Raw genomic sequence first — 12519 nt, 5'->3', positions numbered from 1 at the left:
TTCGAGTACCTCCGGACTGAGTCTCCTCGGAACGGAGGTGGAAGAGCGGCCGACCTCCGCCGCGCACGACGTCGCCGCCCTGGGCCCGGTCGAGACGCACGGGCACCAGGCGAAGATCGACATGCATCATCACTACTGCGCGCCGCAGTGGCGCGAATGGGCGGAGCACCACGGGCTGGTCAAGCGGGAACAACTGCCGCCGTGGGCGCAGCTCGACACCGACGCCGCGATCGGCTTCATGGACCGTGCGGGAGTGGCGACAGCCGTACTGAAGCCCATGCTGCCCGCCCGCTACCCCTCGTCGGCGCAGCTGCGCGAGGCCATCAACATCACGCTCCAGTCGATGATCGAGGTCGCGAACTCGCATCCCGGGCGCTTCGCCTTCTACGTCCCCCTCTTCCTCGACGACCCCGACGCCTCCTCGTGGGCCGTGCGCCGAGGCCTCGGACAGCTCGGCGCCGTCGGCGTGAACGTGACCGCCAACTACGGCGGCGTCTACCTCGGGGACCCCGCCTACGACCGGGTGTTCCACGAACTGAACGACCACCACGCCGTCGTGGACACCCATCCGCACAACCTCCCCGGCTGCCCGCCCGGCGCCATGACGGTCCCGGGCATCCCCAACTTCATGTGCGACTTCCTCCTGGACACCACCCGGGCCGCGGCCAACATGATCAGCAGGCGGACGCTGGACCGCTTCCCCGACATCTCGGTGATCCTGCCGCACGCCGGCGGCTTCCTCCCGTCCATCGCGACCCGGATGCAGGCCCTCGGACGGTTCTGCGACCCGCCCGTCGACCCCGGTGCCGTCCGCGACCACCTCCAGCGCTTCTACTACGACACGGCGGGCCCCATGGCTCCGGCAGCGACCCTGCTGACCCAGGTCCCCGCCGACCGCCTCCTCTTCGGCACGGACTGGCCCGCCGCCCCGGCCGACACCGTCACGGACTTCGCGCTCCCCGCCCTCGACGCGGACCCGGCCTTCACCCCGGAGCAGCTCCAGGGGATCTACCACGACAACGCGCTGCGCCTCATCCCCCAACTGGCCACCGTCTGACCAGGAGTTCCCATGGCCCGAAGCCTCCCCCCGGTCGCCACGGCCGCCGCCTCCCTCGTCCTGGCGGCGGCCCTGGCCGTCACCCACGCGTCGGCCGCCTCGGCGGCCGGCCCGGACGCGCCCGGCCTGGCCCACGCCGACCGGGCCGTCACCTACCGGGCGACCGCCCCGTACACGCTGCACTCCAACGCGGTGAAGGCCGGCTACGTGCCGGACAAGTACTGCGTCGTCGACCGGGTGGGCGGCAAGGGCGCGCTGGGCTACCCGCACTTCAACCACACCCACGACAACTCCGTCGACCCGGCGGTGCCCGCCGCGCTGTACTACGAGGACGACGGGCGCGGCGGCAAACGACTCGTCGGCGTGCAGTGGCTGGTCTACGACCGCGACCAGAACACCGCGACGGACGACGACCGCCCCAGCCTCTTCGGCAGGCCCTTCAAGGGCCCGCAGCGCGGAAACTTCCCCGGCCAGCCGGTGCACTACGCACTCCACCTGTGGCTCTGGAAGGCCAACCCCACGGGCGCGTTCGAGACGTTCAACCCGACCGTCATCTGCCGTCCCGGTACCACCCGCCCCCCGGGCCCCAGATGAGTGGGTCATCCAGCCGCTGACCCGCGCCCGTGCCGGGGTGCGGGTCAGCCGTCAGGGCTCAGGTGGGGGCCGTACCCTCGCGCCCTGCCCGCTTCGCGCGCTCGCCGGCCGCGCGGACCCGCTCCGGGTCGGCCGGGGGCTCCGCCGACCCCGTCCCGGTCCGTGACGGGCTGCCCGGCGGCCGTCCGTGATCGTCCGCCACGCCGCCCTCGTGCTGGAGCGCGGGCCGGGGTACAGCCGGCGGGACCTCGTCCGGGGGCTCCCCGGGCCCGGCGTCCGGCGCCTTCGCCCCAGGCATCACCGCCAGCAGCGCGCGCCGGGTCCCCTCGACGTCCGCCACGGACACCGCGATCCGGCGCAGCGCCGCGTCCGGGTCCAGTTCCAGGAGGAGCGCCGGATGGTCGGCCCTCACGGCGACGAAGTCCGCGCCGCCCTCCGGCAGCCGCCGGAACCCGACGCAGCGCCCCGGGTGCCAGCTGCCCCGGCCGGGCGCCCCGCGCAGCACCCGCCACCAGCTGGACTCCACGCCGACCTGCCGCAAGGCCGACACGGGCACGCGGAACCCGCTCCGGCGTACGGCCATCCGCTCCCGCAAGGAGAGCCGGACGACGATCTCGGAGCCTTCCACCGACAGACGAGGCATGGGTCCTCCTCAGGCGTCCGTACCGGGCGTCTTACCCGATTCCGCTCCGCCATGCGTCCAGGGGCGGGCCCGCTTACGGTGATGCGGTGCGCCCTGCCCTCAGTGCCGTCGCCGCGGTCGTCGTGCTGTGCACTGCCACGCCCGCCTGTACGAGCGGCGCCCAGCCATCGCCGCCACGCCCGTCCGCAGCCCTTCTGCAGGCCTCGCGCGTCCGGCTGGCCGCCGAGGTGGAGCCGGTGTCTCCGGCCGCGCTGGGCGCCACGTACCGGCCTGGCTGTCCGGTCGGCCCCGAACAGCTGCGGCTGATCCGGATGAACCACTGGGGCTTCGACGGCAGGGTCCACCGGGGCGAGCTCGTCGTCCACGAGCGGGCCGTCCAGCCCCTCCTCCAGGTCTTCGGCAGGATCTTCGAAGCGAAGTTCCCCATTCGGCGCATGCGGCCGGTGGCGGCGTACGGCGGTGACGACGCGCGGTCGATGGCCGACGACAACACCTCCGCCTTCAACTGCCGGCAGGTCACCGGCGACCCCGGCCGCCGCTCCCGGCACGCCTACGGGGACGCCGTGGACATCGGCCCCGTGGAGAACCCGTACGTGGACCGCCGGGGCACCGTCCGGCCTCCCGCCGGCCGCTCCCACCTGCGGCGCGACCGTCCCGTGCCCGGCATGATCCGCGGCGGCGACGTCGTCACCCGGGCCTTCGGGGAAGTGGGCTGGTACTGGGGCGGCCGCTGGTCCAACCCCGATTACCAGCACTTCTCGGCGACCGGCGGCTGAACCGGCCGTCCCGGGGCGCCCGGCGTCGCGAAGTGCGCGGCGTCCGTCGCGTCGCCCCCGGCGGGGTGGGGCGGCCGGGGGCGCAGCCGGGCGGCGAGGACGGCCACGTCGTCCTCGGCGTGCTGTGCGTCGAGTCCGTCGCAGACCGCGTCCACCACCGCCTCGAGGCTCGCCCGGGCCCCCACCCGCAGGGCGGCGAGCCTGGCCAGCGAGGTGTCGATGTCCTCGCTGCGGCGTTCCACGAGCCCGTCGGTGTAGAGCAGCAGCGTCTGGTCCGCGGTGAGCGGCCGGGCGAGGGCCTCGTAGCCTCCCGCGCCCGTGCCCAGCGGCGGACCGACGGGGACGTCGAGGAGCCCGCCCGAGCCGTCCCGGGTGAAGACGGCGGGCGGCAGGTGCCCGGCACTGGCGTAGACGGCCGTGCCGCGGGCCGGATCGACCCGCACGAGCAGACAGGTCGCGGGCCTGCGGCCCTCGTCGGACGCGGACATGGCGTCCAGCTGGCGCAGCACCCGGTGCGGGGCGAGATCGGTGGAGGCCACCTCGCGCAGGACGGAGCGGTACGCGTTCATGTCGACGGCGGCCTCCAGGCCGTGGCCCATCACGTCCCCGACCGCCAGCAGGGTGCGGCCGAAGTGCAGGCGCACCGTCTCGAACCAGTCGCCGCCGACCAGGGCGCGCGGTCCGACGGGCAGGTAGCGGCTGGCGACCTCCAGGTTCGGGTGCGGCCGGCCGGGTTCCGCCACCAGCGCACGTTGCAGGTCGAGCGCGGTCTTCTCGGTCGCCGCGAGACGCCGCGCGTGACCGATGTGGATACCGGCCAGCCGCGCCGCGAAATGCAGGGTGGCCATCTCGTGGTCGCTGAAGTCCCCGCGGGTGCGGACGGCGACGATCTTGCCGTAGACCCCGCCCGGGCCGGCCAGGGGCACCGCGACGAGGTAGGTGCGGGCGCCCGCGACCTGTCCGGACCACGTCTCCAGGGGACGGCCCTGGTCCCGGGCCCGGACCACCGGCGCGCCCTCGGCGGCGGGCTCGTCCAGCAGGGCCGCCGGGCCGGCCACCGCCACGCGTTCGGTTCGTGCGCCGCGGCCGGACAGGTGTACCGCCGCGGCGTCGCACAGCGTACGGAAGAGGAATCCGGCCAGCTCCCGGCAGGTCTCCCGCTCGTCGGAGGAGGTTCCGATCCGTTCGAGCGCCTCCTCCATGGAGCGCAGCCGCGCCTCCAGCCTGTCCTGTTCCGACACGTGCCTCCCTCGCCCGCCCGCCGCCGTCGGCGAGCTGCCGGCGGCAGGCCGCAGCCGACCTGCCGTGGAAGGCATTTCATCAGCTCGCGGGGGCTGTGAGGGGCAAGGCGAGGGGTGTTGCGGCCGGGTACGCCGTCCGGGCCGACCGGTACCGGCCGGCCCGGACGGGAGGATCAGACGAGGTCGAACCGGTCCAGGTTCATGACCTTGTCCCACGCCGCGACGAAGTCCTTCACGAACTTCTCCTTGGCGTCATCGCTCGCGTAGACCTCCGCGAGCGCGCGCAGCTCGGAGTTCGAACCGAAGACCAGGTCGGCACGGGTGCCGGTCCACTTGACCTCGCCGGTGGCGGCGTCGCGCCCCTCGAAGTGGTTCTGGTCCCCGGACGTCGCCTGCCACGTCGTGCCAAGGTCGAGCAGGTTGACGAAGAAGTCGTTGGTCAGCGTCCCGGGGGTGCTGGTGAGGACGCCGTGCCGCGACTGCTGGTGGTTCGCGCCCAGCACGCGCAGGCCACCGACGAGGGCCGTCATCTCGGGGGCGCTCAGGTTCAGCAGGTTCGCCCGGTCGATCAGCAGGTACTCGGCCGGCAGCCGGCTGCCCTTGCCGAGGTAGTTGCGGAACCCGTCGGCGACCGGTTCGAGCGCGGCGAACGACTCCACGTCCGTCTGCTCCTGCGAGGCGTCCGCACGGCCCGGGGTGAAGGGCACCTGGACGTCGGAGCCGGCGTCCCTGGCGGCCTGCTCGACGGCGGCGGCACCGGCCAGCACGATCAGGTCGGCGAGCGAGATCCGCTTGCCGCCGCTCTGGGCGGCGTTGAAGGACTCCTGGATCCCCGTCAGGGTGCGCAGCACCGTGGCCACCTGGTCGGGCTCGTTGACCTCCCAGCCGCTCTGCGGCTGGAGCCGGATGCGCGCACCGTTGGCCCCGCCGCGCTTGTCGCTGCCGCGGAAGGACGAGGCCGCCGCCCACGCCGTGGACACCAGCTGGGAGACCGTCAGGTCCGAGGCGAGGACCTGCTGCTTGAGGGCGGCGACGTCCTCGGCGCCGACGAGCTCGTGCGTCACCGCCGGGAGCGGGTCCTGCCACAGCAGGGTCTCGGACGGCACCTCGGGGCCGAGGTAGCGCACGACCGGGCCCATGTCGCGGTGGGTCAGCTTGAACCAGGCCCGGGCGAAGGCGTCCGCGAACTCGGCGGGGTTCTCCAGGAAGCGCCGCGAGATCTGCTCGTAGGCGGGGTCGAAGCGCAGCGAGAGGTCGGTCGTCAGCATGGTCGGGGCGTGGCTCTTCGACGCGTCGTGGGCGTCGGGCACCGTACCGGCCCCGGCGCCCTCCTTCGGCCGCCACTGGTGCGCTCCGGCCGGGCTCTTGAACAGTTCCCACTCGTAGCCGAACAGGATCTCGAAGAAGCTGTTGTCCCAGGTGATCGGGGTGTTCGTCCAGATGCCCTCGAGACCACTGGTGATCGCGTCGGCGCCCTTGCCGGTGCCGTAGGAGTTCTTCCAGCCGAGGCCCTGCTGCTCGATGGACGCGGCCTCGGGGTCGTCGCCGACGTTCTCCGCGGGGCCCGCGCCGTGCGTCTTGCCGAAGGTGTGGCCGCCCGCGATCAGGGCGACCGTCTCCTCGTCGTTCATCGCCATCCGGCGGAAGGTCTCGCGTATGTCGCGGGCCGCGGCGATCGGGTCCGGGTTGCCGTTCGGGCCTTCCGGGTTGACGTAGATGAGGCCCATCTGGACCGCGCCGAGGGGGCTCTCCAGCTCACGGTCGCCGGTGTAGCGCTCGTCGTCGAGCCAGGTGGTCTCGGGGCCCCAGTACACGTCCTCGTCGGGCTCCCAGACGTCCGCGCGGCCGCCGCCGAAACCGAAGGTCTCGAAGCCCATCTGCTCCAGGGCGACGTTCCCGGTGAGGATCATGAGGTCGGCCCAGGAGAGGCTCTGGCCGTACTTCTTCTTCACCGGCCACAGCAGGCGGCGGGCCTTGTCGAGGTTGCCGTTGTCCGGCCAGCTGTTGAGCGGGGCGAAGCGCTGCTGGCCGGCTCCGGCGCCGCCGCGGCCGTCGCTGATCCGGTAGGTGCCGGCGCTGTGCCAGGCCATCCGGATCATGAACGGGCCGTAGTGGCCGAAGTCGGCGGGCCACCAGTCCTGCGAGGTCGTCAGGACCTCGGCGATGTCCTGCTTCACCGCGGGGAGGTCGAGGGTCTCGAACGCCGCGGCGTAGTCGAAGTCCTCGCCGAGCGGGTTGGACACGGCGGGGTTCTTGGCGAGGATCTTCAGGTTGAGCCGTTCCGGCCACCACTGGCGGTTCCCGCCGCCCTGGGTCGGGTGCGGGGCGCGCTCGTGCGCGACCGGACAGCCGTTGCTGCTGTCGGTCTTCGCTTCGGTGACGATGGCGTCATGGTTCTCAGACATGGGAATCCTTCCGGACCAGGCGGATCACGGTGCTCAGAACTGCATGCGGGGGAGAACGATCGGGCACGGGGGCGGCGGGGTGCGGGGTGGGCACGTCGGCTCGGGGTGCCGTACGTCGGCTCCGGGCCGGTCTCCTGCCGCTTTGGAGTCTTCCTGTCCCTTGGCTATCAACTCATCTGATCCTACGATGGACAGAATCCAAGTCAAGAAGGACACCAAGCCGATATCCCGTCGGATACAGGACGTCTGCCAACGGACGGCCGCCAGGGGGTTTCGGTATCCCGCCGAGCCTGAAAAGGTGAGCCGATATGAGTGACCTGCTGGAGCGACTGCGAGGGCGGGGCTGGCGTCTGACGTCCCAGCGGCGGGTGGTCGCGGAGGTCCTCGACGGTGACCACGTGCACCTCACGGCCGACGAGGTGCACGCCCGCGCGGCGCAGCGGCTGCCCGAGATCTCGCGGGCGACCGTCTACAACGCCCTGGGCGAGCTGGTCTCCCTGGGCGAGGTCGCCGAGGTCTCCACCGACGGCCGCGCCAAGCGCTACGACCCCAACGCCCACCGCCCGCACCAGCACCTGGTGTGCTCCGGCTGCGGCCTGATCCGCGACGTCCACGCGACCGGCGACCCGCTGGCCGGTCTCCCGGCGGAGGAGCGGTTCGGCTTCACGGTGTCCGGGGTCGAGGTGACCTACCGGGGGCTGTGCCCCTCCTGCGCGTAGGCCCTGGCCGGGGGCGGGCGCTTCCGGCCGGGTTTCGGCCGCCAGGGGCCGGGCAGCCGCCACGCAGGGGGTACCCGGGCCCGGCCCCCCGGGAGGGGCCCCTCAGGGAAGGCATCAGCCATGAGTGAGGAAGGCATCTGGGGCTACGGCCAGAACGCGGGCCACCAGGAGGGCCTCGACCTGATCGGGTACAAGGTCGAAGCCACCGACGGCGGCATCGGGAAGATCGACAAGCACTCCGAGGAAGTCGGCGCGTCCTACCTCGTCGTCGACACCGGCGTCTGGATCTTCGGCAAGCACGTGCTGCTGCCCGCGGGCACCATCGAGCGGATCGACACGGCCGAGAAGAAGGTGTACGTGAACCGGAGCAAGGACCAGATCAAGGACGCCCCCGAGTTCGTCGAGGCCGAGCACAAGGGTGAGCCCAGCTACTTGGAGCAGTTCGCCCGCTACTACAACCAGCCGCACATGTAGCCAGCCAGCCGCACACGTAGCCCGGGCCGCGCGTGCGGCCGTCCCGGAGCAGCGAGGAGTTCGACATGAGCGAGGAAAAGCGGGCGCCGCGGCGCCGCGCACCCACCCCGCCGTCGCAGGCGGTCGGCGAGAGCGGTGACCAAGAGGCCCGGCGGGCGGCCGACGAGGCCGTCAAGGGCCGGCTCGGGGACACCGGGGCAGATGACGGCGGAGGGCACTCCGCCAAGCGCCAGCGCCCGGGTGTGGGCCGCGAGGAACAGACCCGGCGCCGCTCTCCCTCCTGACCACCGCCGCCGCCTCCTGCGGCACGCAGGAGACCGCACGGGCCCGTGGCGCGCAGGAACCGGCATGGGCCCGAGGCGGACGGGTAGGCGCAGCCCATGTCCGTTCCACTGACCGACAGCACTTTCTCCCTGCTGGCCCACGGTTACGCCTGGGCCCCGGCGCTGCGCAGGCACCACGACGGTGCGGACCTGGTCCGCACCCGCCTGATGGGCCGCCCCGCCGCCCTGCTGCACGGCCGCGAAGCCGTCGCCCTCTTCTACGACGAGGACCGCGTCCAGCGCCACGGGGCCGTCCCGGTGCCCGTACTCGACACCCTCTTCGGCAGGGGAGCGGTGCACACCCTGGACGGCATACCGCACCGGGTGCGCAAGCGGATGTTCACCTCCCTGCTCATGACGCCGGACGGCATCAGCGGCCTGACCGACCGCGTCGAGCGGTGCTGGCAGGACGCCGTGCCCACCTGGGAGGACCGCAGGGTGGTGCTCTTCGACGAGGTGGCCGCCGTGCTCGCCCGGGCGGTCTGCGACTGGGTGGGTCTGCCCGTCCCGGACGACGCCGCCCCGGAGATCGCCGAGGACTGCGTGGCCATGGTCGACGGCTTCGCCGCCGCGGGCCCCCGGCACCGGCGGGCCCGTCACGCCCGGGAACGCCAGGAGGACGCCCTCGCCCGCGCCGTGGAAGACGTACGCGGGCACGGCCCCCACCCCGACGGCCCCTTCGCCCCGTCCCGGCACGCCGCACTGGCCGGATCCCCCCTGGAGGCGGTCGCCGCGCACCGCGGCCCCGACGGAGCCCTGCTCGATCCGCGCACCGCGGCCGTCGAACTCCTCAACATCATCCGGCCGACCGTCGCCATCGCCTGGTTCGCCGTCTTCGCCGCACACGCCCTGCACCGCCATCCCGTACGGGGCGAAGAACTGCTCACCGGGGGCCCCGCGCAGGCGCGCGCGTTCGTCCACGAGGTCAGACGCTTCTACCCGTTCGTGCCCCTCCTCGGAGCCGCGGCCGCCCGCGACCTCACCTTCGCCGGCTCCGGGGTGCCGGCCGGGACCCTCCTCCTGCTCGACGTCTACGGCCATCACCACGACCCGGACCTGTGGCAGGCGCCGTACCACTTCGACCCGGGGCGCTTCCTCGGCCGCGAACCCGGCGACGAACTGATTCCCCAGGGCGGCGGCGATGCCCGGACCGGCCATCGCTGCCCGGGTGAGGACATCACGGTCTCCCTGCTCAGCGTCCTCGCGCCCGCCCTCGCCGAGCTGCGTTTCGCCGTACCGCAGCAGGACCTCTCCATCCCGCTGAGCCGGATCCCGACCCGGCCCCGCAGCGGATTCGTCATCGAGACCGCCCACCAGCCAAGGAGTCACCATGCCTCGCGGTTCCACTCCCAGGCGTGAACGCCGGTACGCACACATCCAGGGCCGGTACGCACACATCCGGGGCCGCTCCCGCCGGGGCCCGTACCGAGAGGCGGCGTCAGCGTCATGCGTGTCGTAGTGACCGGAGCGACGGGCAATGCCGGGACGAGCGTCGTGCGCGCCCTGGCGGACGACCCGTCCGTCAGCGACGTACTCGGCGTCGCGCGCCGCCTCCCGGGGCCGGCCGGCGCCTGGCAGGCCGGAGTGCGGTGGGCCGCCGCGGACGTAGGCCCGCAGGGCGCGGACCTCGGCGCGCTCTTCGAGGGCGCGGACGCCGTGGTGCACCTGGCCTGGAGGTTCCAGCCCACCCACGACCCGGTCGAGACCTGGGGCACCAACGTCCTCGGCAGCATCCGCGTGTTCGAGGCGTGCGCGCAGGCAGGCGTAGGCGTCCTGGTGCACGCCTCCTCCGTGGGGGCCTATTCACCCGGCCCTGCCTCGGACCGCCCGGTCGACGAGTCCTGGCCCACCCACGGATGGCCGGGCGCCGCGTACACCCGGGAGAAGGCCTACCTAGAGCGCTACCTGGACGGCTACGAGCTCACCCATCCGCAGATGCGGGTCGTCCGCATGCGCCCCGCCTTCCTGTTCAAGGCGACGTCGGCCTCCGAGCAGCGGCGGATCTTCGCGGGCCCGCTGCTGCCGTGGTGGCTGATCCGGCCCGGCCTGATCCCCGTCGTGCCCGAGGTCACCGGGCTGCGGTTCCAGGCATTGCACACCGACGACGCGGCCCGGGCGTACCTGGCCGCCGTTCTGCGGCCGGTCCGGGGCCCGTTCAACCTCGTGGCCGACCCGGTGCTGGACACGGCCGCCGTGGCGGGGCTGCTGCGCGCCCGTACGGTGCAGGTGCCGACGAGGACGGCGCGGGCGGTGCTGGCCGCCGGCTGGCGGATGCACCTGGTGCCGGCCGCCCCCGGCCTGCTGGACGCGGTGCTGCGGCTGCCGCTGCTCGACGCGGGCCGGGCCCGCGCCGAACTCGGCTGGGAACCCGCCCGCACGGCCACCGACGCCGTCGCGGCCTTCCTGGACGGGCTCCGGCACGGCGCCGGCCTGGACACCGCCCCGCTCGCCGGATCCGGCGCCGGCCGGGCCCGCCACCGCGACTGACGGCCTGCGCGAGATGCGTACGGATCGGTCCGGAGCTCTGCGGATGGTTCGCTACGGGAGGTTTCGGACCCCCTGCGGGCGGCAAGGCGCGGCGTATGGTGCGCATCGGATACACAATGATGACCGAGCAGGCCGGCCCGCGTGAGCTGGTGGACCACCTGGTGGGCGCGGAGCGGGCGGGATTCGACTTCTCCGTCATCTCGGACCACTTCTTCCCCTGGCTCGACGCACAGGGGCACGCCCCCTACGCGTGGAGCGTGCTGGGCGCGGCCGCGCAGGCCACCCGCGAGATCCCGCTGATGACCTTCGTGACCTGCCCGACGCTGCGCTACCACCCCGCGGTGGTCGCCCAGAAGGCGGCCACGATGCAGATCCTTTCCGGGGGCAGGTTCCGGCTCGGACTGGGATCGGGGGAGAACCTCAACGAACACGTCGTCGGGGCGGGCTGGCCCACCGCCCACGTCCGCCTGGAGATGCTGGAGGAAGCCGTAGGGATCATCCGTAGCCTCTTCGCCGGCGGCTACGTCAGCCACCACGGCACCCACTTCGACGTGGAGGACGCCAAGCTCTGGGACCTGCCCGAGCATCCGCCCCCGATCGGCGTGGCCGTGTCCGGACCCCGGTCCTGCCAGGTCGCCGGGCTCCACGCCGACCTGGTGATCGCCACCGAGGCGAAGCCGGAGCTGCTGAGGCAGTTCGACGAGTACGGCGGCGCGGGCAAGCCGCGGGTCGGCCAGCTCCCCGTCTGCTACGACCCCGACCGCGACGCCGCCGTCACCCGGGCGCACGACCAGTTCCGCTGGGCCCTAGGGGGCTGGGGGGTCAACGCCGAGCTTCCCGGCCCGGCCGGCTTCACCCAGGCCGCACAGCACACCCGCCCCGAGGACGTGGCCGAGGCCGTCCCCTGCGGAGACGACGTGGAGGTGTTCGTCGACGCCGTGCGTCCCTACGCGGAAGCCGGTTTCACCGAGGTCGCCCTGATCCAGGTCGGAGGCGACCGGCAGGAGCCCTTCCTGCACTGGGCCGAGAGCGAACTGCTGCCCGCGCTGCGGCAGTTGTGAGGACACCGCCATGACCAGCCCCACGCCGCAGGCCGAGCCCCGAGCAGCGCTCTTCGACGTCGACGGCACCCTGACCGACACCAACCACCTGCACGTGACGGCCTGGTGGGAAGCCCTGCGGCAGGCCGGCCACCAGGTGCCCATGCACGCCATCCACCGCGCCGTCGGCCTGCCGGGCGGCGACCTCCTGGACCACCTTCTGGGCGAGGACCGCGACCACTCCGAGGACGACCGGCTGAGCGCCGCCCACGACACCCTCTACGCCACCTGGTTCGACCGGCTACCCGCCCTGGACTCGGCCGCCGACCTGCTGCGGGAGCTGGCGGGCACGGGCTGGAAGGTCCTGCTCGTCACCTCCGCGAAGGACAACGAACTCAAGGCCCTGCGCCGGGCCATCGACGCCGACGAGGCCATCACGGACACCGCGACCTCCGACGACGTGGAGGAGGGCAAACCCGCACCCGACCCCGTCCTCCACGCCCTCGAACTGGTTGGAGTACCGCCGGAGCGCGCGGTGTTCGTCGGCGACACCGTGTGGGACATGAAGGCCGCCACCCGCGCCGGCGTCACCTGCGTCGGCCTGCTGTGCGGCGGCATCCCGCGGGGCGATCTGGAGGACGCGGGCGCCGCCGCCGTCCACCACGACCCCGCGGACCTGCTGGCCCACCTCGCCCACAGCCCGTTCGCCCGCAACGGGCCCGGGGCGTGGGAACCACCGGGCGAAGCCGCCGAGTGAACC

At 73.2% G+C, this 12519-nt stretch carries 13 protein-coding genes; 10 read left to right on the top strand and 3 right to left on the bottom strand.

Going from position 1 to position 12519, the window contains the following annotated elements:
• The first annotated feature begins 37 nt into the window (after positions 1–37).
• Together AB0D94_RS11485 and AB0D94_RS11480 are read left to right on the top strand one after the other, a co-directional pair.
• Positions 38–1057: an amidohydrolase family protein gene (locus AB0D94_RS11485; RefSeq protein WP_362049299.1), complete on the top strand. Its 1020-nt coding sequence runs from the start codon at positions 38–40 to the stop codon at positions 1055–1057.
• Positions 1058–1069: 12 nt separating this feature from the next.
• A complete protein-coding gene (locus AB0D94_RS11480) occupies positions 1070–1651 on the top strand; it encodes a hypothetical protein (RefSeq protein WP_362049296.1) in 582 nt (193 codons plus the stop codon).
• A gap of 58 nt (positions 1652–1709) precedes the next feature.
• Here AB0D94_RS11480 and AB0D94_RS11475 read toward each other — a convergent pair whose 3' ends face one another.
• A complete protein-coding gene (locus AB0D94_RS11475; protein ID WP_362049293.1) occupies positions 1710–2294 on the bottom strand; it encodes a hypothetical protein in 585 nt (194 codons plus the stop codon).
• Between the two features lie 86 nt (positions 2295–2380).
• Between AB0D94_RS11475 and AB0D94_RS11470 the strand changes: the two genes are divergently transcribed.
• Positions 2381–3070, top strand: a complete 690-nt coding sequence (locus AB0D94_RS11470; protein ID WP_362049290.1) for a M15 family metallopeptidase — start codon at positions 2381–2383, stop codon at positions 3068–3070.
• Here the strand turns inward: AB0D94_RS11470 and AB0D94_RS11465 are convergent.
• Complete coding sequence (locus AB0D94_RS11465) at positions 3040–4311, bottom strand: GAF domain-containing SpoIIE family protein phosphatase (protein WP_362049287.1); 1272 nt, start codon at positions 4309–4311, stop codon at positions 3040–3042. The two genes, AB0D94_RS11470 and AB0D94_RS11465, sit on opposite strands and share 31 nt — an antisense overlap.
• A gap of 173 nt (positions 4312–4484) precedes the next feature.
• Entirely contained in the window at positions 4485–6716 is a 2232-nt protein-coding gene (gene katG / locus AB0D94_RS11460; RefSeq protein WP_362049284.1) for a catalase/peroxidase HPI, read from the bottom strand.
• Positions 6717–7024: 308 nt separating this feature from the next.
• On the opposite strand from katG, the gene AB0D94_RS11455 reads away from it, so the two are divergent.
• From AB0D94_RS11455 to AB0D94_RS11425, 7 genes are all read left to right on the top strand, one after another.
• A complete protein-coding gene (locus tag AB0D94_RS11455; protein WP_362049281.1) occupies positions 7025–7435 on the top strand; it encodes a transcriptional repressor in 411 nt (136 codons plus the stop codon).
• A gap of 120 nt (positions 7436–7555) precedes the next feature.
• Positions 7556–7909 carry a PRC-barrel domain-containing protein gene (locus AB0D94_RS11450; protein WP_362049278.1) on the top strand — a complete coding sequence of 118 codons (354 nt, stop codon included), beginning with the start codon at positions 7556–7558 and terminating at the stop codon, positions 7907–7909.
• 65 nt (positions 7910–7974) lie between these two features.
• The gene (locus AB0D94_RS11445; protein WP_362049275.1) at positions 7975–8193 is read left to right on the top strand and encodes a hypothetical protein; all 219 of its coding nucleotides are present in this window, start codon (positions 7975–7977) and stop codon (positions 8191–8193) included.
• Between the two features lie 96 nt (positions 8194–8289).
• Positions 8290–9591 carry a cytochrome P450 gene (locus AB0D94_RS11440; protein WP_362049272.1) on the top strand — a complete coding sequence of 434 codons (1302 nt, stop codon included), beginning with the start codon at positions 8290–8292 and terminating at the stop codon, positions 9589–9591.
• Positions 9592–9678: 87 nt separating this feature from the next.
• Positions 9679–10719 carry an NAD-dependent epimerase/dehydratase family protein gene (locus AB0D94_RS11435; RefSeq protein WP_362049269.1) on the top strand — a complete coding sequence of 347 codons (1041 nt, stop codon included), beginning with the start codon at positions 9679–9681 and terminating at the stop codon, positions 10717–10719.
• A 95-nt stretch (positions 10720–10814) separates the two neighbouring features.
• Positions 10815–11780 (top strand): LLM class F420-dependent oxidoreductase, encoded by a 966-nt coding sequence (locus tag AB0D94_RS11430; protein ID WP_362049266.1) that lies wholly within the window; start codon positions 10815–10817, stop codon positions 11778–11780.
• A gap of 10 nt (positions 11781–11790) precedes the next feature.
• Positions 11791–12516, top strand: coding sequence for an HAD family hydrolase (locus tag AB0D94_RS11425; RefSeq protein WP_362049263.1), 726 nt, complete (start codon positions 11791–11793; stop codon positions 12514–12516).
• Positions 12517–12519 lie beyond the last annotated feature (3 nt).

The sequence above is a fragment of the Streptomyces sp. NPDC048255 genome (genome assembly GCF_040652415.1).
GTDB lineage: Bacteria > Actinomycetota > Actinomycetes > Streptomycetales > Streptomycetaceae > Streptomyces.
This window is presented reverse-complemented; position numbering and strand designations above follow the sequence as displayed.